The organism is Staphylococcus sp. mip270_02, assembly GCF_054031535.1.
In genome coordinates, this window is the sequence record NZ_CM132934.1 from 2,069,617 (window position 1) to 2,091,452 (window position 21,836).

The 21,836-nt window shown below is 33.1% G+C and carries 16 protein-coding genes, 1 pseudogene and 1 riboswitch; of the genes and pseudogenes, 5 read left to right on the forward strand and 12 right to left on the reverse strand.

The annotated features are described in order from the left end of the window. Positions 1-188: 188 nt before the first annotated feature. The 4 genes from sucD to ylqF form a co-directional block, all read right to left on the reverse strand. Positions 189-1,094, reverse strand: a complete 906-nt coding sequence (gene sucD / locus ACW5YJ_RS09720) for a succinate--CoA ligase subunit alpha (RefSeq protein ID WP_017724283.1) — start codon at positions 1,092-1,094, stop codon at positions 189-191. A 21-nt stretch (positions 1,095-1,115) separates the two neighbouring features. Then, entirely contained in the window at positions 1,116-2,282 is a 1,167-nt protein-coding gene (gene sucC / locus ACW5YJ_RS09725) for an ADP-forming succinate--CoA ligase subunit beta (RefSeq protein ID WP_017724282.1), read from the reverse strand. 107 nt (positions 2,283-2,389) lie between these two features. Further along, positions 2,390-3,160: a ribonuclease HII gene (locus tag ACW5YJ_RS09730; protein ID WP_017724281.1), complete on the reverse strand. Its 771-nt coding sequence runs from the start codon at positions 3,158-3,160 to the stop codon at positions 2,390-2,392. A gap of 6 nt (positions 3,161-3,166) precedes the next feature. Further along, the gene (gene ylqF / locus ACW5YJ_RS09735) at positions 3,167-4,027 is read right to left on the reverse strand and encodes a ribosome biogenesis GTPase YlqF (protein WP_107551586.1); all 861 of its coding nucleotides are present in this window, start codon (positions 4,025-4,027) and stop codon (positions 3,167-3,169) included. A gap of 372 nt (positions 4,028-4,399) precedes the next feature. Between ylqF and ACW5YJ_RS09740 the strand changes: the two genes are divergently transcribed. Continuing rightward, on the forward strand, positions 4,400-6,979 hold the full coding sequence (locus ACW5YJ_RS09740; protein ID WP_457338117.1) for a YfhO family protein: 2,580 nt from the start codon (positions 4,400-4,402) through the stop codon (positions 6,977-6,979). Between the two features lie 41 nt (positions 6,980-7,020). Next, a complete protein-coding gene (locus ACW5YJ_RS09745) occupies positions 7,021-9,654 on the forward strand; it encodes a YfhO family protein (protein ID WP_457338118.1) in 2,634 nt (877 codons plus the stop codon). Between the two features lie 328 nt (positions 9,655-9,982). Here ACW5YJ_RS09745 and rplS read toward each other — a convergent pair whose 3' ends face one another. The 4 genes from rplS to rpsP form a co-directional block, all read right to left on the reverse strand. Further along, a complete protein-coding gene (rplS, locus tag ACW5YJ_RS09750) occupies positions 9,983-10,333 on the reverse strand; it encodes a 50S ribosomal protein L19 (RefSeq protein ID WP_002483481.1) in 351 nt (116 codons plus the stop codon). 102 nt (positions 10,334-10,435) lie between these two features. Next, the gene (gene trmD, locus ACW5YJ_RS09755) at positions 10,436-11,173 is read right to left on the reverse strand and encodes a tRNA (guanosine(37)-N1)-methyltransferase TrmD (RefSeq protein WP_457338119.1); all 738 of its coding nucleotides are present in this window, start codon (positions 11,171-11,173) and stop codon (positions 10,436-10,438) included. Next, positions 11,173-11,679 (reverse strand): ribosome maturation factor RimM, encoded by a 507-nt coding sequence (gene rimM / locus ACW5YJ_RS09760; RefSeq protein ID WP_017724276.1) that lies wholly within the window; start codon positions 11,677-11,679, stop codon positions 11,173-11,175. The genes trmD and rimM overlap by 1 nt, the downstream gene beginning before the upstream one ends. A gap of 242 nt (positions 11,680-11,921) precedes the next feature. Further along, entirely contained in the window at positions 11,922-12,188 is a 267-nt protein-coding gene (gene rpsP / locus ACW5YJ_RS09765; protein ID WP_017724275.1) for a 30S ribosomal protein S16, read from the reverse strand. 214 nt (positions 12,189-12,402) lie between these two features. Continuing rightward, positions 12,403-12,501: riboswitch (TPP riboswitch) on the forward strand. Positions 12,502-12,612: 111 nt separating this feature from the next. On the opposite strand from rpsP, the gene ACW5YJ_RS09770 reads away from it, so the two are divergent. The 3 genes and pseudogenes from ACW5YJ_RS09770 to ACW5YJ_RS09780 all read left to right on the forward strand — a co-directional run. Beyond that, positions 12,613-13,365, forward strand: a complete 753-nt coding sequence (locus tag ACW5YJ_RS09770) for a 3-oxoacyl-ACP reductase (protein ID WP_017724274.1) — start codon at positions 12,613-12,615, stop codon at positions 13,363-13,365. A gap of 20 nt (positions 13,366-13,385) precedes the next feature. Then, positions 13,386-14,687: an LLM class flavin-dependent oxidoreductase gene (locus tag ACW5YJ_RS09775; protein WP_457338120.1), complete on the forward strand. Its 1,302-nt coding sequence runs from the start codon at positions 13,386-13,388 to the stop codon at positions 14,685-14,687. A gap of 261 nt (positions 14,688-14,948) precedes the next feature. Then, positions 14,949-15,062 (forward strand): annotated as a pseudogene (locus ACW5YJ_RS09780) (IS3 family transposase); the annotation flags it as partial. A 165-nt stretch (positions 15,063-15,227) separates the two neighbouring features. Here the strand turns inward: ACW5YJ_RS09780 and ffh are convergent. Genes ffh through smc form a run of 4 tightly spaced genes read right to left on the reverse strand, consistent with a single transcriptional unit; the run spans position 15,228 to position 21,721 of the window. Continuing rightward, positions 15,228-16,595 (reverse strand): signal recognition particle protein, encoded by a 1,368-nt coding sequence (ffh, locus tag ACW5YJ_RS09785; RefSeq protein WP_017724272.1) that lies wholly within the window; start codon positions 16,593-16,595, stop codon positions 15,228-15,230. A 23-nt stretch (positions 16,596-16,618) separates the two neighbouring features. Then, positions 16,619-16,951 (reverse strand): putative DNA-binding protein, encoded by a 333-nt coding sequence (locus ACW5YJ_RS09790; RefSeq protein ID WP_017724271.1) that lies wholly within the window; start codon positions 16,949-16,951, stop codon positions 16,619-16,621. After that, positions 16,938-18,155 (reverse strand): signal recognition particle-docking protein FtsY, encoded by a 1,218-nt coding sequence (ftsY, locus tag ACW5YJ_RS09795; RefSeq protein ID WP_457338121.1) that lies wholly within the window; start codon positions 18,153-18,155, stop codon positions 16,938-16,940. The genes ACW5YJ_RS09790 and ftsY overlap by 14 nt, the downstream gene beginning before the upstream one ends. After that, the gene (smc, locus tag ACW5YJ_RS09800) at positions 18,152-21,721 is read right to left on the reverse strand and encodes a chromosome segregation protein SMC (protein ID WP_457338122.1); all 3,570 of its coding nucleotides are present in this window, start codon (positions 21,719-21,721) and stop codon (positions 18,152-18,154) included. Before smc ends, ftsY begins: the two co-directional genes overlap by 4 nt. Positions 21,722-21,836: the final 115 nt, after the last annotated feature.

The following is a 21,836-nucleotide window of genomic DNA, read 5'->3' on the forward strand; positions in this document are numbered from 1 at the left end:
AAAATCATTTTTCATGAAATTTAATATAACTTTAAAGAGTAATTATCACTATATAAACGTGTTAGTCTGAAAGTATTGATGAATACTATTTTCTTATAATATTCACTATTAATATGGTAGAAAAACAACCTAAAAAAGCACAAACTCCGACATATTATCGGAATTTGTGCGCATTATAAAACAAATAATTACTTAACAGTTAATAATTGTTCGTATATACCTGCTTCTTTTGCAGCATCTATCAATGTAGTACCAATTTCAGAAGGTGTATCTGCAGTTTTCACACCACAGCTATTAAGCGTTTTAATTTTCTCATCTGCAGTACCTTTACCGCCCGAGATAATAGCGCCAGCATGGCCCATACGCTTACCAGGAGGAGCTGTTTGTCCACCAACGAAACCTACAACAGGTTTAGTCATATTAGCTTTAATCCACTCTGCAGCTTCTTCCTCTGCAGTACCACCGATTTCACCAATCATAACCACTGCCTTAGTTTCTTCATCTTCATTAAATGCTTTTAATACATCAATAAAGTTTGTGCCGTTAACAGGGTCCCCGCCAATACCTACAGCAGTTGTTTGACCAATACCTTCTTCAGTTAATTGATGCACCGCTTCATAAGTTAATGTACCAGAACGTGAAACTACGCCTACATGGCCTTTTTTATGGATATAACCTGGCATAATTCCGATTTTACATTCATCAGCAGTGATTACGCCTGGACAGTTTGGCCCAACAACACGTGTCTTCTTACCTTCTGAGTAACGTTTAACTTTAACCATATCAACTACTGGGATGTGTTCTGTAATACAGATTGCTAAATCTAATTCAGCTTCAATACATTCTAAAATTGCATCTGCAGCAAATGGTGCAGGTACATAGATTACTGAAACTGTAGCACCTGTTTCTTCTTGTGCTTCTTCAACTGTATTGAATACTGGAACGCCTTCAACAACTTGTCCGCCTTTACCTGGAGTGACCCCAGCAACAATTTGTGTACCATATTCAAGCATTTGTTTTGTATGGAAAAGGGCAGTTGACCCTGTGATACCTTGTACAATTACTTTTGTATTCTTATCAATAAATACGCTCATCTTCGTGCTCCCATCCTTTCCTTATGCTTCTTTAACAAGTTTTACGATTTTTTGTGCGCCTTCAGCCATTGTAGCTGCTGGTTCAATTGCTAATCCAGATTCTTTAAGGATTTCTTTACCTTTTTCAACGTTTGTACCTTCTAAACGTACAACAAGTGGTAGTGTAAGTTCTACTTCTTTAACTGCGGCAACTATACCTTCTGCAATGATGTCACATTTCATAATTCCACCAAAGATATTTACAAAGATACCTTTAACTTGCTCATCACCTAAAATAATTTTAAAGGCTTCAGTAACTTTTTCTTTAGTTGCGCCGCCCCCTACGTCAAGGAAGTTAGCCGGATTTCCACCGAAGTGATTAATTGTATCCATAGTAGCCATCGCTAAACCAGCACCATTTACCATACAACCGATATCTCCATCTAATGCAATATATGATAAATCATATTTAGATGCTTCGATTTCTTTTGGATCTTCTTCTTCTAAGTCACGTAATTCTTGAATATCTTTATGTTTAAATAATGCATTATCATCAAAGTTTACTTTTGCATCTAACGCTAATACTTCACCTTCACCTGTAGTTACAAGTGGGTTGATTTCAACGATAGAACAATCTTTTTCGATGAACACATTATATAGTGATACTAAAAATTTAGCCGCTTTATTAATTGATTCTTTTGGAATATTAATGTTGAACGCTATTCTTCTAGCTTGATATGGCGCTAACCCGACAACAGGATCAATTGTTTCTTTGAATATTTTTTCAGGTGTTTCAGCAGCTACTTCTTCAATTTCTGTACCGCCTTCTTCTGAAGCCATTAAAGTAACTCTATCTGTTGCACGATCAATTACAAAACCAACATAATATTCTTTTTGAATATCGCAGCCTTCTTCTATGTAAAGGCGTTTAACTTCCTTACCTTCAGGCCCAGTTTGATGTGTAACAAGCGTCTTACCTAATAATTCATTTGCATAAGTTTCCACTTCGGATAGTGATTTTGCAATTTTCACACCGCCAGCTTTACCTCTGCCCCCTGCATGAATCTGTGCTTTTACCACATAAACTTTTGAATCTAATTCTTTTGCCTTTTCAACTGCTTCTTCAGCAGTATATGCTACGCGTCCTTCTGGGACAGCAACGCCCATAGAACGAAATATTGCTTTACCTTGATACTCGTGGATATTCATTCTCCATCCTCCTGTTTCTTAGGTTAAGTTCATAATCAATTATAAGAAATGAAAGCGCTATTGTAAACTCATTTATTCTACTTATTTCAATTATTTCATTTTAACTATTAATTTGTGAGCGATTTAATTGGCTCAAATGTTTTCCTGTGTTCAGGTATAATGCCCAATTGTTTAATGCCGTCTAAGTGTTGTTGGGTACCATAGCCAGCATTTTTTTCAAAACCGTAGCCAGGATATCTCTCAGCTAATTCACGCATATATTTATCTCTATGTTCTTTTGCCAGCACGCTTGCAGCTGCAATAGATACACTTCTAGCATCACCTTTAATTAATGATGTTTGTGGGATATCTATATCTAAAGTCATCGCATCAACAAGTAAGTGTGTAGGACGTACTGATAATGCATTAATCGCTCTTAACATAGCAATTTTTGTGGCCTCATAGATATTTAATCGATCAATCTCTTCGACTGTTGCATAACCATAAGCATATGCAAAAACATCATTTAATAGTTGTTTCTCTATACTTTGTCTTTGCTTTGCAGATAATTTCTTAGAGTCATTTAACCCTGTAAAATGATGATTCTCATTTAAAATTACAGCACATGTTACAACCGGCCCTGCTAATGGGCCACGACCAACTTCATCGATACCGCAAATAAGCTCATCACTATTTTGCGTTAACAATGCGGTTTCAAACTCTGACATTTCTTCATAATTTTTTAGCAATAACTCTTCTTTTTCTAATTGTTTACGTCTTTGTATGATAGCATTTTGCACACCTTTCCGTTCATCTTCAACAAACGTGTGTGCATTAAGCTCTTCTATAGATTGTATTGTTTGTAATAACGTCTTCACTTCTTGAATCGATTGTTTCATGTTTGTCTACACGTCCATTTCATTGATGATATCAAACGTGTACGTGCCAACCTTAGCATTTCTTACTTCATGAATAATCAAATCGATTACCGCTTCATAATCTATTTCATTACCTCGACGCAACAATCCACGTCTACGTCCTATCGCATCAAACCATTCTATGCTTTCTGCATCTACAGGGACATCAATCTTATAGTGATGTTTTAAACCTTCGTAATCATGTGCTTTCATGAAATCTAAAGCATAAATAGCAACTTCGTCTAAATGAACAATACTATCTTTAATTGCTCCAGTAACACTTAGTTTCTTACCAACGAGTTGATCTTCGAATTTAGGCCATAAAATCCCAGGCGTATCTAACAATTGTAGTGAATTCCCTACTTTTATCCATTGTTGTTGTTTGGTTACCCCTGGCGTATTACCTGTTTTAGCAATAGATTTATTAGCTAGTTTATTAATCAACGTTGATTTCCCTACATTAGGTATACCGACAATCATTGCTCTAATCGCTCTAGGTTTTAATCCTTTTTGTTTTTCTCTTTCAAATTTTTCTTTGGTAGCTTTAATGGCCGTTTGTTCTACTTGTTTAAGCCCTTTACCATGTTTTGCATCAATTGCCACAGGGTAATAACCTTTATCCCTAAAAAATGATTCCCATTTTTCTAATTCTTTTAAATTTGCCATATCTTTCTTATTTAAAATAACTACGCGTGGTTTTTGTTGTATCACTTCATCAATCATAGGATTTCTAGAACTATACGGAATTCTAGCATCAACTAATTCAAATACGACATCGACTTTTTTTAATTGTTCTGATACTTCTCTTTTTGCTTTAGCCATGTGGCCTGGATACCATTGTATTACCATATCTATATCACCTTTCTATTTTTGCGAATTTCAGATTTTTTTAAATTTAAATATATAATTATACTTGCACGTTGCTTTGACTTTAAAATCATAACACGCTACATAGTGCTTGATAAACAAAATAACGTCACGACTTATTTACCACCTTCAATTTTACACTATTATTTAATATATAAATATAGATGATTTATAGTTACACTTTAGATGTCTGTGTATAGGTTAATGTTTTATTTATCTCTGTTTTTTTGAGAAAATTAAGATATATATCTTAAAAAAGATTAATTTCACACAAAATATATAGTCTTTTTAAACTAAATTTGCAAAAAATCGTTACAATAGAATTATATTTAATACATATATAGGAGATTACCTATGAAACGTAAATTATTGTATGTCTGTTTGTTTATTATATTAGCAATTATTGGGCATAGCTATGTTATTTATAGATATATTTATGATGGGGTATTGTTTACCGGCCCCAATGATGGGATAGAACAGATGGTGCCAATTCAAATGTACTTGTTTGATAATTGGAGTAAGGGGAATTGGTTCTACGCTTCTGATTTCGGTTTAGGAGGAGATTTTTCCACTGATTTAAGCTACTATTTCTCCACTAACATTATTTTTATATTCAATGTACTCACCATTGTAATACTTAAAATTTTCATTCCATTAAACACTTCAGATGTTTTATTTTGGACAACAAATGCCCTGATTATATCAATCATTAAATCTGCTATCGCTATGCTAGGAACCTTTATATTTGTGCGTAATATTTCATTTAATCGTAATATCGCTATACTTGGTGCGTTCATTTTTGTTATATCACCGCTTTACTTTAGATTTACAGTATATTGGCCATTTTTTAGCGATATATTTATATGGCTTCCGCTATTGTTATGGTCCATAGAACGTTTCCTCAAAAATGGGAAAATAGGTTGCTTTATACTAATTGTTGCAATTTCACTAATTAACAATTTTTATTTTGCATATTATCAATTATTAACTGGCATTCTATACTTATCAATTAGAATCTTATTCAGACATAAAAAAGATTTAGTCCCTAGGTTTAAAGCATTTTGGTCGTTAACTTTAGCATCTTTCGTGGCCTTGGGTTGTAGTTTGTTTATTTTTTTCCACTCCGTCCAAGGTTTCTTAAACAATAGACGTACACCTTTTGATAGCAAAGTAGATTGGTTTGAACCTTTTAATCAGAATACAAATGTTTTTTACGATAACTATTTAATTGTTTTATCTTTTATTGTTTTACAAGCATTATTATCTTTTAAATTATACAAGCACTATTATTTTAGATTATTTGCCTTATTTACCATTATATCTATTGGCGCAAGTTTCATTCCATTTATTGATCAAATATTTAATGGATTTTCTGCACCTCAAAAACGATGGCATTATCTTATTGCATTAAATACTGCAGTTTTAATCAGCTTCTACATCAAACATTTTAGAACACTATCAATAAAAAATTATGTTTTGTCAGCTATAGGCGCATTAAGTTACCTATTTATCAGTGCATGGTATTATAGTGAGTTTGTGTCGTGGTTGTGGTTTACACCTATTGTAAGTGTAATTGGCTTTCTGATACTTTTAGTCAATGAGGCGAAATCACGCGTTAAATTAACATATTTATTTATCATTTCTATTATGATTCTTAATTTGCTAATTTTATTTGTTTTTATTCGTAATCAAATTTACTTTGAAGACCATGTTGAACGAGCTAATAAAAATTATATTAACGCTAGTCTCTATAACACTCCTCTCCAACGACAGTTAATATCACAAATGACACATCATAAATCTGAAGATGAACGTATTGATTGGCGTGTTAATGAACAAGATAACACACCTATGTATCAACACTTTAAAGGCGCGAGTATTTATTCAAGTATTTTTAACCATAATATATTAGATTACTACTATGATGATTTGAAGATTAATATGCCAGAAGAATCAGTCAGTAGATATCAATCCACCAATGCACGTCAGAATATTAACAGCTTATTTTCAATCAAATTTTTAATGCTTAAAGATTATCAAAATAACGTGCCAAACTTTTTCAAAAAAATAAAAACGGAAGGACAGTATCAAATTTATGAAAATACATTGAATCTTCCATCTGTTCGTGTCACAAATAAAGTTTATGATTCAAACTCTATTAATACAGCTATTGATAGAGAACACGCCATGATTGATGGCGTTGTAGTTAATGGCAAAGGAAAAGAATATACAGATACTACTAGAAATTTATTAAATCAAAGTCAAATATCTTATCAAAATATTAATAAGATGGCTGGACATCGTATACAGCTTCGTAACGATAATAGTCAAATACAGTTGCACATCCCAGAACACCTGAAGCAACGTTTTAGTGATTTTTATTTAACTTTAAAAGTAAAACGCGGTTATCCGGACAGTAACTTTACAGTAAATATAAATGACTATGCAAACCATCGATTATTCAATAATTCTACATATCGAACAGGCGTAGATACTCAACTTTACAAAACACAACCAGATGAACAAGGTAATATAAATATTAATCTCAGCCCATCTGGAAATTATCAATTAGATATTAAAAGTTTACACGGTGAAAATTACCAAAAATTAAAGTCTGCCCATGGTTCTAAAACTAACATAGGTAGCTATCATGATATTAAAAATGGTGTCAAAGTTGACTTGACCTCCCATCAAAAAGGAATCGCTTCTATTAACATTCCGTATCGTAATGGCATGATAGCCTATATTGACGGTAAAAAAGTAAAACCTTTTAAAGTGAACTATATGATGACTGGCGTTTCTGTAAACAAAGACACTAGTCAAATAATTCTCAAATATCGCCCTAAATATTGGTATACCATGATAATTATTTCCGTCATATTTATATTATCTACAATTACATGGCTAATTCGTAAAAAATTCAAAAACAATTAAAACACTTTATAAAAGGAGTTTATCAGAGATGAGGTATTACCATGTTTCGTAAGCTTTGGTCCAATAAAACAACGAGATTACTATGTATCATTATAATGGGAGTTTTCGTAGCACTTCTTACGTTCACACCATATATTTATCGCTATCTTACTCATGGAGTTGTTTTTAGCGGTTACGGTGACGGTTACAGGCAAATGATGCCTTTTCAAATGTACTTGTATGAACATTTTAGTCAGTTTAAAAGTTCATATGATCACTCATTTGGACTTGGAGGCGATTTTGTACAAGATTTATCTTATTACTATTCAACCTCCCCCTTCACTTATATTAATTTTATACTTGTGTGGTTATCGGAAGTGATATTCAATAGTAATCCAAGTCAAATTACATTTTGGGCCAGTAATCAGTTAATCATTGCCTTTATTAAAGGCGTAGCAACTTTTGTTATAACTTTTTATTTCTTTAAATATTTAAAGTTTAAAAATCATTCAATATTTTTGGCTGCATTGCTCTATGCGGCTTCTACAACAGTTATATATTTTAATTTTACGTGGTCTTACTACGGTGATTTACTAATTTTTCTCCCCTTGTCATTATTAGGTATTGAACATTTTTATAGAGAAAAGAAATTAGGGCTTTTTATTTTTGCAATTGCATTAACACTTTTTTCAAATTTTTATTTTAGTTATTATGAAGCGATTGTGATATTAGCTTATGTAATATATCGTTTTATATTTCCACATCCGAGAGATATAGTTTCTCGAAAACAGCAATTGTGGATGATACCTATTGCAGTTATATTGAGCACATTAATTGGTATTTGGGGGTTCTATACGGGTGTATCTTCATTTCTTAATAACGATAGAGTGAGTAATCCACATTTTAGTATAAATATATTTACTGACTTTGCCCGTCAGAAAAACTTTTTTAGCAATGGATTTTACATTACGGTATCAATGATTACTATCATAGCTTTATTATCTTTTAAACTTTACAAACATTATTACTATAGATTTTTTGCAATCGCAACATGGATTATGTTAATTGGTTCGTTAACACCTTATTTCGATAGTATGTTTAATGGTTTTTCAACGCCAGAGCGTAGATGGGTTTATATTTTTGCATTAACAACATCGGGATTGATTGCTTTATTTATTCAGCATCTTTCTGAGTTAAATCTAAAATCTTATGCCATATCTTGTTTACCAGTTTTAATAGTTATGGTTATTATGTCATTTGTAGCAACTGATCAAAAAATCTCGTGGATGGCCGTATGTTTAATACTTATGATTTTCATAGCATTTACATTGTTTAAAAAACATTTATTGCAACAACGATGGGTTATATTTACCATCCTATGCTTATTTATTGTGCAACAAGCATTTATATTGTCTAACAATCATTTTAATAATGTGAAAAACTACGAATCAACAGTTTCAGCTATGCATGATGCTAAATATAAAAGTCCTGAGTTAGCAAAAAAAATAAATAAAATCAATCAGCAACATGGTGACGATCCATTAAATAGAATTGATTATATGTCGCAATACGGTTTGAATTCACCGATGATTTATCATTTCAATGGCACTGCTTTGTATTCAAGTATATTCGATGGTGATATCTTAGAATACTACGATAAAACTTTACAAATCAACATGCACACTGATAAAAATAGTACATATCGTTTATTATCTAATCGTGCTAATTTGATGGCTTTATGGAATGTACAAGATCGTATACGTCGTCCAAATGATTTAAATATTCCATACGGATTTAAACACGAAAGTACTGTTGAGCATTCTAAAGAAGAGTCGTTTTTACATTCTACTAATCAAGTAGCATACCCAAGTGCACACATCACGGATAAAGTTTTTGCTTCCAAAGATCTTAAATCACCATTAGATAGAGAACAAGCCATGTTACAAGGTGTTGTATTGAATGATAGTAGCGCTTCGTCCAATCAAACATTCAAAGCTAATAAAAATTTGATAACAGAAGCGACATCAACATTTAACCATGCTCACAGAAACAAAGATAATCATTTAGTTGTTTCTAAAGACAATGGGGGCATAAGTTATCATTTACCTAAATCTATTACTAACAAATACGAAGATATGTATATTGAAATGGATGTAGAGTTACTCTCACCTGATAAAGCACATGATGTTCGTGTTAACGAATACAGCCAACAACGCAATAAATTGACCTATAAATATAGACGCTTTGTTACACCAGTAACTATGCGCGTTAAAGCAAATAAAGATTTAAACATTCAATTATCTAAAGGTGATTATCGATTTAATATCAAAGGAATCTATGGTGAAGATTATCAAACATTACGTAACGCAACAAAATCTTTAAACCCTGTCAAAGTTTCTCAACAACGTACAGGTTATACAGTAACTAAGCACAAAGAAGATAAAGGATACATTGTACTTCCTATGGCCTATCGTAATGGTATGAAAGCTTATTCGGGCAAACAAGAATTACCTGTCAAACAAGGTAACGGTATTATGACGGTGATTCCCACTGAGAAAGGTCAAGAAACAATCACCTTAAAATATACTCCACCACACACCCTACTATTAGTCACGCTGTCTGTTTTCGGTGTAATTTCTAGTATTGTCTTTTTATGGTGGTTAAGAAATAAATCTAAAAATAGTACACGCAGGTAGAAAATATCATTAAATGTGCCAATACAATATAAATTCTTTATTTTGTATTGGCATAGCGATATTAAAACAATACTCATTTAGTTATCTATGCCTACTATATAGTAACTATAAAGGGAAATTAAATTTTTTTACAGCTTATGTAGATCTAAATGGATATTTAGAGGTTGAAGTCTCTACTTTAGTCCTATTAATCTTTGTAGAGATCTCTTAATTTTATATACTTCACATTGGATAATGAAGTTCATCCAATATCTTTATTTTTTCTTTGTCAATAAACAAAAAAGCGGTCCTCATAAAGAGGACCGCTTTTTTATGCTTATTATGCTGATTAACGAATTTCTTTAATTCTAGCAGCCTTACCACGTAATTCACGTAGGTAGTATAATTTAGCACGACGAACTTTACCACGACGTGGAACTTCAATTTTTTCGATTTTTGGTGTGTGTAATGGGAATGTACGTTCCACACCTACACCTGAAGAAATCTTACGTACAGTGAAAGTTTCTGAAATACCTCCACCACGGCGCTTGATTACTACACCTTCGAATACTTGGATACGTTCACGTGTACCTTCAATAATACGTACGTGCACTTTTAAAGTGTCACCCGGACGGAATGAAGGTAAGTCAGTGCGTAATTGCGATTGAGTTACTGCTTCGATTAATTTGTGATTACTCATTATTTTTCTCTCCTTCAACCTATGTTCTTGCCTCGACAAAATATAGCAGCGGATCATAGTGATTTTTCGTGTGTCGCACACTTAAAATATGTTAGCACATAGTTAGTCTTTTTTCAAATGCTTTTTGTATCTTTCTATAATCTCTTTGTCTTCTTGAGACATAGTATCGTAATTTAAAAGATCTGGTCGCTTCGTCCAAGTTCTAAAAATTTTCTGCTCATGACGCCATTTTTCAATATTTGCATGATTACCTGACAACAATACATCTGGCACATCCATCCCTTTATATTCACGCGGCCTTGTATATTGAGGGAATTCTAGCAAACCATCTTGAAATGAATCATCTTCATGTGATTGTTGATTACCTAACACACCAGGCAGTAGCCTAACAATTGCATCAGTCATTACCATTGCTGGTAGCTCTCCACCAGTTAATACATAATCCCCCATGGAAATCTCATCCGTCACTAAATTTTCACGGATTCTTTCATCATAACCTTCATAATGACCACAAATAAAAACTAAATGCTCTGCTTGACTAAGTTCATTAGCAATGTCTTGATTAAATGGACGTCCTTGAGGACACATTAGTATCACTCTCGTGTCAGCTGTCTTGTCGATACTATCCATTGCATTAAATATAGGTTCAGGCTTTAATACCATACCTTGCCCACCACCATAAGGATAATCATCTACTTGATTATGTTTATTTTCTGCAAAATGTCTAAAATCTACAGTATTGACTTGTAACACATCTTTTTCTTGAGCACGCTTAAGAATAGAATGGTTTAACACGCCATTAAACATATCTGGAAATAGAGTTAAATAATCAATCTTCATTAATCTAACAATCCTTCCATTGGTGAGATTTGAATACGTCTACCTTCGACATCAATTTTTTTAACTACATCTGCAATATAAGGTATTAAATATTCTTTATCTCCTTTAACGACCCAAACATCATTGGCGCCTGTTTCAAAAATTTCTATCACACGACCAATTGGAGTATCTTCTTCATCGAAGACCGTACAACCAATAATATCTGAATAATAATATTCATGTTCACCTAATTCAATTTCTTCATGATCACGTTCTTGAACTAATGTTTCACCTTTTAAATGTTCAATATCGTTTATATTATTGATTCCTTCAAATGTTAACATATGAAGTCCTTTATGCATTCTATATGATGAAATTGTAAATGTTAATGATTCTTTGTCTTTACGTTCTATCTCAACAATTTCGCCTGGTTGAAAACGTATATCGGTAAAATCTGAATTGGATTTTACCTTGATTTCTCCTTTTATCCCATGTGTATTTACAATCTTCCCTACTTCAACTTTCATATATGTTCCTCCATAATAGTTTGACTAATTCATTTATCTTTGATTATGTATATTCGCTATTTTATTAGCTCATTATAACATGTAAGTTCGATCACTGTGACTCATTATATTTAAAAAATAAAGGTTCTATGATATATCGCCGTTTTTCATTATTGTTGAATTTTATTTGATATTTCTCAATAAAAAAAGAGTACCTCTTGAGGTACTCTTACAAATATACAGAATGTATATTAGGTTAAAAATTATTTTTGCTCATCAAATTTTTTCAAGATACCTTCTCTTGATAAAATGTTATGAACTGTATCAGTTGGTTTCGCACCATCTTTTAACCATTTAAGTGCTAATTCTTCGTCGATTTTAACTTCTGGTGCATTTACATTGTTAGGGTTGTAAGTACCGATTTGTTCGATATTACGACCGTCACGTGGTGCACGAGCATCAGCTGCTACGATACGATAGAATGGATTTCTTTTTGAACCTAAACGTGTTAAACGTAATTTAACTGCCATTTATATTCGCTCCTTTAATTTTCATAGTTTTTATTTTCTACAAGAAATAATGATAACAGTAATATCCAACTTTGTAAAGAGTTTCTTCTTTACCAATTTCAATATTCTTCAAATTTCTTTTCTTCATCTCAAAATGATATTGTATAAAATCTTAAATCATCCTAAACTTGACATTAACTACTAAAAAATATACATTGAAGTTAAATTAAATAACCAAATGCACTAGGGGTGTTTCTAACTGAGATGAGTCTGACTCAAACCCTTTGAACCTGATCTAGTTTGAACTAGCGGAGGAAAGTGTGAAGTCTAGCATATTTCAAAAGCTTTTTGAAGCACTTTTTATACATATATTGCTATTTCTAATACACAACTTTCTTTCGGAAGGGTTGTGTATTTTTTTATTGAAAATTAAGGGGTGTATATAATGAAAAAAAACGTAATAGTAACTGGCAGTAGCCGTGGATTAGGTGCAGTCATAGTAAAAACACTAGCTCAGCATGGTCATAACGTTGTAATAAACTATCATAATAGTGAACATGCTGCACAAAAGCTTGTTGATGAAATTGGAACTCGACAAGCAATCGCTATACAAGCAAATGTGACAAAACGAAATGAAATTGACAGATTAGTTGATGAAGCTACACAATATTTTGGTCAGATAGATGTTGTAATTAATAATGCATTAGTTGGATTTAAATTTGATCCTGTTCAACAAAAAGCATTTGCAGATCTTTCATGGGATGATTACCAGCAACAAATTGATGGTACATTAAAAGCAGCTTTCAATGTATGTCAAAGCGTTATACCTCAATTCATTCAAAGAAAAAAAGGTAAGATTATCTCAATAGGCACGAATTTATTTCAAAACCCTGTTGTCCCTTATCATGAATATACAACAGCTAAAGCGGGATTAATTGGATTTTCACGTAATTTGGCTGCCGAATTAGGTCAATATGGTATCACATCAAACGTAGTATCTGGTGGTTTATTAAAAACAACCGACGCAAGTGCAACTACATCAACTGAGGTCTTTGATTTAATTGCTCAAACAACACCTATTAAAAATGTTACCGCACCACAAGATGTAGCTAATATGGTTGCATATCTCGTATCGGATCAATCTGATGGCATTACAGGTCAGAACTTTACAGTGGACGGCGGCTTAACAATGAATTAATAAGGAGGACTAATTATTCTATGACACAATCACAACATCTAAACATCGGTGTACTCATCTATGGATGTGGTCACCATCAAGCTGCATGGCGCATGCCTCATTCAAGCATTGAACGTATTGGTGATATTACATATTATCAGTCGTTAGCAAAAATTGCAGAACAAGGCTTATTTGATGCTATATTTTTTGCTGACAACCAATCATTTCCAGCTAATTCTAAAAGTGATATGCCTGCATTTTGGTTCGATCCCCTAGTTAATTTAACAGCTATATCACAAGTTACTCAACATGTTGGACTAGTCGCTACTATATCTAGTACATTTTCTAACCCTTTTACAGCCGCTAGACAATTATTAAGTGTTGACCACATTAGTCAAGGTCGCGCTGGTTGGAATTTAGTAACTTCAATGACAGATTTGGAAGCTGAGAACCATGGTATGGACCACTTGCCCGAACACGAAGAACGCTATAAAAAAGCAGATGAATTTGCTCAAGTGATGAATCAATTACTTGAATCTTGGAGTGTTGATGATTTTTTACATAATAAAGAAGACAATAATTTAATTAATAATTCTGCAATCAATCCTATCAATCACAAAGGTTCACATTTCAGTGTTCAGGGACCATTGACTACACCAAGTAGCCCCCAAGGAAAACCTGTTGCAATGCAAGCCGGTGCATCGGATCCTGGTATCGAATTGGCAACTAAATACGCAGATGCAGTCTATGCTGTGGCTTGGAACTTTGATCAAGCAAACAATTTTAAAAAGAAATTAAACCACAAATTAATACAACAAGGAAAATCCGAAAATAGCTTAAAAGTATTCCCTGGTTTAGTAACATATGTTGGACAATCATATGAAGAAGCTTATGCAAAAAAACAACAACTCGATGAATCTTTAGAAGTTGATACAGCTTTAAATCAATTAGAGTTTTTTATTCGTCAAGATTGTCATGATTGGGATTTAGATGAACTTGTACCATCGTTACCTCCCGTAGAATCTTTTAATGGGCCCAAAGGACGTTATCAAACTGTATTAGAAATTATCAAAGATAAAAATCCAACATTACGAGAATTATTAGGTTATTTAAGTGCAGGTGGCGGACATTTAACACTTATTGGGACACCAAAAGATATTGTGGATGAAATGGAACATTGGTTTAATGAGGGAGTTGCGGATGGTTTTAATTTAATGCCTCCAGTATTCCCCAATAGTTTACAAGATTTCGTCGATGATATCATACCTGAATTACAAAAACGTGGTTTATACCGAACTGAATATGAAGGCAAAACATTCAGGGAAAATATCGATATTCATTAATAATTATTTATCAGTGTCTTCTCCTCAAAACAAACGTTTGTTATAAACAAAATCGCCGTCATACAGTTGGTTTTCTACTATCGATAAAGCCTCCGATTTTGTTGGCAGTTTTTTGTGCTCGCTTTCCGTGGACACTGCCTTAGCTTGTAGTCTTCGGATAGTGATCTTCCCACAAGAGTTAGCGCAATTCACTGCCCAAATTATACTTAAAAGATTTTAGTATATAAAAATTAAACAGTGGTTCTGTTATTGTATTGAATAAATCAATTGATAATAGATATTGTCGAAAATTGCATTAAAAACTATAATAGTAATCGAATTCAACAAAAACTAGGCTACTTAGCCCCTATAAAATACAGGGAATTAGCCGCCTAGAACATAGTATTTTTATTAAGTTCCCACTTTAGGGGTTTAGTGCCATAGTTCTCCTAAGGTTTGTCTACGTTTTAAAGCTAGCGCAAAAAAGTAGTAATCCACACTTTCGATGAGGATTACTACTTTTTAAATTATTGTTAGATTAATCTATTTAAGAAACACCTTTTAAAATGGTAAGTTCATACCATTCATCATATTTTCCATTTGCTTACGTTTACCTTTTTTACCTTTTCCGCCACCGGAAAATTGTTTCATCATTTTCTTCATATCATTAAATTGTTTCATTAATCTATTTATTTCTTGAACTGAACGACCAGAACCCTTAGCGATACGTTTTTTACGAGACACATTCAATGTCTCAGGTTCATTACGTTCACTTGGTGTCATAGACTGAATAATTGCCTTAATATGATCGATTTGCTTTTCGTCCATATTCAATTTATCCATGCCTTTCATCTTGTTCATACCTGGTATCATTTTCATAATATCATCAAGTGGTCCTAGATTTTTAACTTGGTCTAATTGTTCTAAGAAATCTTCAAGCGTAAACGATGAAGTACGCATTTTTTTCTCTAAATCTTTCGCTTTATCTTCATCAACATCTTGTTGTGCCTTTTCAATTAAACTTAATACATCTCCCATACCGAGGATACGTGAAGCCATACGTTCAGGATGGAATGGTTCTAAGCCATCTAGCTTTTCACTCATACCTACAAATTTAATTGGTTTTTGAGTTACAGATCTAATGGATAATGCAGCACCACCACGAGTATCTCCATCTAGTTTCGTTAATGTCACACCTGAAACGTCTAGTTGCTCATCAAATGATTGCGCTACATTAACAGCGTCTTGACCCGTCATCGCATCAACAACCAGCATAATTTCATTTGGTTTTGTAATTTCTTTGACGTCTGTCAACTCTTCCATTAAAGCCTCATCGACATGTAAACGACCTGCTGTATCAATGATTACAAAGTCTAAATGTTCATCTTTAGCATGATTAATAGCATTTTCAACTATTTGTTGTGGCTTTACTTGATCACCTTCACTGTATACAGGTATATCAATTTGTTTACCTACAGTTTGTAATTGATCAATTGCAGCTGGACGGTATATATCTGCTGCAACAAGCAATGGTTTTTTATTATATTTTTTACGCATTAGTAGTGCTAATTTACCTGCAGTTGTTGTTTTACCTGCACCTTGTAAACCAACCATCATTACAACTGTTGGTGGTTTATTAGCCATTGTGATGGTTGAATTTTCCCCACCCATTAATTGAGTCAGTTCTTCTTGCACTATTTTAATTACTTGTTGTCCAGGTGTTAATGATTTCATTACATCTGAACCTAATGCTCTATCTGATACAGTTTTGATAAAATCCTTAACGACTTTAAAGTTAACATCTGCTTCTAATAATGCTAATCTAACTTCACGCATCATTAATTTAATATCAGCTTCTGTGACTTTACCTTTACCACGGATTTTTTGCATCGTTCCTTGCAAACGATCGGACAATCCTTCAAATGCCATATCAAATACCTCCTTTATGTTCTCTAATCTAAATCTTCTAGTGCTTGAATATATTGTTGTATTTTTTCTGGATCATTAACATGCTGTTTAATTTGTTCATATAGTTTTTGTCTCTGTTCAAAATTACGGTATAAACCTAATTTTGTTTCATAATCTTCAACTAAATCGCCAGTTCTTCTTATGTTATCATACACTGCTTGTCGACTCACATCAAATGTATCAGCTATCTCACTTAAAGAATAGTCCTGTAAATAGAATAATTCTAGATAATTTCTTTGTTTCTGAGTGAGTAACGCTTGATAAAAGTCAAACAAATAATTCATACGAATCGTTTTAATTAAATCATTTTGACTCATCTGAGTGACCTTCTATTTCTTCTGCGTTTTCATTAGGCACTTCATTTTCATCTACATTTTGTTCAATCATATCAGCAAATAGTCCATAAACATAACTTTCTGGATTGAATGGTTGTAAATCATCTAATTTTTCGCCTAAACCTACATATTTCACAGGTATGTGTAATTCATTACGTATTGCTAACACAATACCACCTTTGGCAGTACCATCTAGTTTCGTAAGTACGATACCTGTTACATTAGTAACTTCTTTAAATGATTTCGCTTGTGACAATGCGTTTTGACCTGTAGTTGCATCTAAGCACAGTAATACTTCATGAGGTGCTTCTGGAATAGCGCGTCCTATGACACGTTTCACTTTTTCTAATTCATTCATTAAATTAGATTTGTTTTGTAAACGTCCTGCTGTATCACAAATAAGAATATCTACATCCTTACTTTTCGCAGCATTTATTGCGTCATACATTACTGCAGCTGGATCTGAACCTTCACTCTGGCTCATTACTTCAACTCCAACACGCTCTCCCCAAACTTTAAGTTGTTGGATCGCGCCCGCTCTGAATGTATCCCCTGCCGCTAACATTACTTTCTTACCTTCTGCTTGATAACGGTGGGCTAATTTACCAATTGTTGTTGTTTTACCAACACCATTAACACCTACCATCAATATGACATTAAGGCCTTCATTTTCTATATTCATCACTTCTGAATTATCATCATTTTGGTGATAAATTTCTACTATTTTTTCTACTATAACTTCACGCAAATCTTCTGTTTCTGAAATATTGCGACGTTGAGCTTCTTCACGCAATTCTTCAACTAATTGCATTACCGTGTTAAATCCAACATCAGCTGTAATAAGCATTTCTTCTAAAGCTTCGAAGAATTCTTCATCAACTTTACGATAACGTGCAATTAAATTGTTAAGTTGAGCTTGGAAGTTTTCACGAGATTTTTCTAATCCTGCTCTGAATTTCGCACCTAATTGTTGTGCTTCGATTTCTTCAAAGTCTTCTATAGATATTAAGCCATCATCATCAAAATCTGCTTCTTTTAATTTTTTTGGCTTTTTGGCTGGTTGTTCATCTTGAGACTCATCTATCTCTTTTTGAGGGTCCTCAGGTAATTGCTCTAGGTCTTCTTGTTGCTTTGGTTCTTCTGAGGTACTGGAAAATTTATCCTTTAATCGTTTGAAAAAGCTCATGCTTGTTCCTCCTTAATAACTTCATCAATCGTATTTAAATTAACACTCACTAATTTGGATACACCAGATTCTTGCATTGTTACACCATATAATCGGTCTGAAAATTCCATCGTCCCTTTGCGGTGAGTAATCACAATAAATTGTGTTTGATCTGATAAAGATTTAAGATATTGTGCATACCTAATAACATTTGCTTCATCCAATGCAGCTTCTACTTCATCTAATATAACAAATGGTGCTGATCTTACTTTTAATATTGCAAATAATAGAGCAATTGCACTTAGTGCACGTTCTCCACCACTTAATAAAGACAAGTGTTGCAACTTTTTGCCTGGAGGTTGAACAATGATGTCTACTCCTGCAGTTAAGTAATCGTCATCCGTTAAACGTAATTCTGCTTGTCCACCACCAAAAAGTGATTTAAACACTTCAGCAAAATGACCTTGTACAGCATGGAAAGTCTCTTTAAAACGGTCTTTTACTTCTTGATCCATTTCTTCTATAAGTTGTTCTAATGTTGCTTTAGCTGCCCTTAAATCAGCACGCTGCTCATCTAAAAATGTATAACGTTCGTTGACTTCTTCAAATTGTTCAATCGCATTTAAATTAACATGCCCTAATTCTTCAATAGACATTTTTGTTAACTTGACTTTTTTACGCAATGCTTCAATATCCTCATCTAATTCGTATAACTCACTCGCACGTTCATAAGTCATATGATAAGTATCATTCAAGTGATTGATTGCATAATTTATCAGTACATCTAAACGTGATTGCTCAGATTTAATGTCTTGGTAGCGATTTTCAATAGATAGAATATCTTGATTTGCTTCTTGTAACATTTGCTCTGTTTCTTCAATTTTATCATTTAATTCTAATCTACGCGATTTCACTTCTTCGATGTCTTGTGATAATTGAGCTTTAGCATTTTTACTTTGCTCAATATTACTTTGAATTGTGTCAAAAGCTTTTTCACCAGTCATTTCATCAGAATTAAATAACTTTATTTGATCATCTAATTTTTCCTGTTGACTAGCAACAGATGAGAGTTGTTTAGTAATTCTTGTGTAAGTTTGCTTTTGTGCGTTTAATCTTTCTTTCACTACTGCTAAATCCGACTGCTTTTGGTGTAACTGTTGTTGGATTTGTGTTGTACTTTCTTTACCTTCTTTAGATAATTTTGTATAAAGATCAATATCTTCTTCTAATTTTTGTAATTGAGCTTTAATTTCAGCTAATTTTTGTTTTTTATCATTTAAGGTTTTCTTGCTTGTTGTACTTTGATATCCGTCATTTTTTTCAAATTCAAATTCTTCATGTTCATCTTTTAAATGTGCTTCACTTTTACGTAGTCTATCCAATTCTAACTCATAATCATGAAGTTTTTGTTTCACTGAATTATAAATTTGACTTGTTTCGAAGTACTTTTCACTAATATGATCCGCTTTTTCTTTAATTTCTTGAAATTGCTTTTCAAATTGAACAGTTTGCTTTTGATAATCTTCTAATTGTGCACGCATTTTAGCAAGTTCATCTTTTTGAGCTAAAATACTTTTCGATTTCCGTTCACCTCCACCGGTCATAGAACCACCAGGGTTAACTATGTCACCATCTAATGTAACAATCCGTGTACGGTATCTAATTTTTCGAGCTAGTTCGTTAGCATTTTTTAACTCATCAACGACAATTGTATTACCTAATAAATTTTGTACGACATTTTGATAATCCGCTTCAACTTGGATTGCTTGGGAGGCAATATTAACGAAACCTTCCGCTTCTTGAGCTGTTGCCAATATATCACTAGCGATTTGACGCGGCTGAATAACATTTAATGGTAAGAATGTTGCTCTACCTAAACCATGTTGTTTAAGGTATTGAATCGCTTGTCGTCCATCTTTTTCAGAATCAACAATAACATGTTGTAAAGAGGCGCCTAAAGCTGTTTCAATGGCTTTAGTTAAACCTGAAGGTACTTGGATAACTTCTGCTACAGCACCTCGAATCCCTGTTAACTGATTATTTTTTGCTTTTAATATATGTTTAACTCCATTAAAAAAATAGCTATATTCTTCTTGCTGTGTCGCAGCACTATCTATACGAGATTTGAGTTTTTCATTAAACCGATAAGCCTGATGTAATTTCTCTTCATATTCACTACGTTGTTGTTTAAGTTCTGTTAATTTGTGTTCATACTCATTAAGTTGCTGCTCTGCTTTTTTTAAATCTTTCTGTGCTGTTGTACTATTTTTTTCAACTTCGTTAATATCATGTTGAATTTGTTTCAATTGTTCAAATGCTTCAATTAGTCTTGAATCTAAGCGTGATTGTTTAGATTCGTTCTCTTGTATAGTATGCTCTAAAAAGCGTATGTCATTATTCACATCTGATTGTTCAGACATCAACTGATAATACTCATCTTTAATTCCTTCTAGCTTTTCATCGTGTTGATCATCCGTTACATAAAGTTGAGATTCAAAATGTTGTATTTTTTCGTTTAATTCTTTTTGTTGTGATTTGAGTCGGTCTATCTCTGCTTGTGTATCAACTTTCTCTTGCTTTAATGTAGCAGTTTGATTCAAGAGACTTTCTTGTTCCTCTTCAAACCTTGCGTTTGTTTTAGATTGGTTCTTTTTACGTTCTTCTAATACATTTAATTGACCTGTATATTTTTCAACTTCTTCTGTAGCTTTAACGAGCTGATAATTTAAAGTTTCGATGCGTTCATCTAATTGTTTTCTTTCAGCTTTAAACTTATTAAGTGATTGTGTATGTTGTACTTTTTCGCCGTCTTTTGTTGATTGTTGACTTTTTAAATAATTTAACTTTTCGTCTAGCTCATGGATGTTATTGTTATATTGTTCAATATCGTAGACCGTTACTAGCACGTCACTCTTTTCCATTTCCTTTGAAAGGTGTTTATATTCTTTGGCAATTGCAGCCTCTTCTCGTAACGGTTCAACTCGACCCTCTAAGTCATATAAAATGTCTTCTACGCGTGAAAGATTATCTTCAGTTTGATCTAATTTTTGTACTGAAGTCGCTTTTCTCTTTTTATATTTCAACACTCCTGCAGACTCTTCTAAAATTTGTCTTCTGTCGATGGGCTTTGCATTTAAAATTTCATCTACACGACCTTGTGATATAATACTAAACGCTTCTTTTCCTAAACCTGAATCTAAGAATAAGTCCAGGATATCTTTTAACCTTGCTCTATCATTGTTCAGGTAGTATTCACTTTCGCCACTTCTATACAAACGACGAGTCACTGTTAATTCAGTAGCTTCCACCTGTAACTTGCCTGCACTATTATCTAACTTTAATTTTACTTCTGCATAATTCTGAGCTTTACGATGTTCTGCACCTGAAAAAATAATATCTTCCATTTTTGCACCACGTAAAGATTTAGCTGATTGCTCACCTAACACCCATTTTATTGCATCAGTGATATTACTTTTCCCACTACCGTTTGGTCCAACTATTGCTGTTACTCCTTCATCAAACTGAACGTTTGTATGCTCAGCAAAAGATTTAAAACCAAAGGCATCTATAGATTTTAAATAAACCATGCTATTCTCCTTCAAGGTGTTCCTTCTCTTATATCAATTTAGAAACACTTTTACATTAACCTTTAAGCTTATGCATTGCTTAATAAACAATATTTTTAGAATTAATCCTATCAAT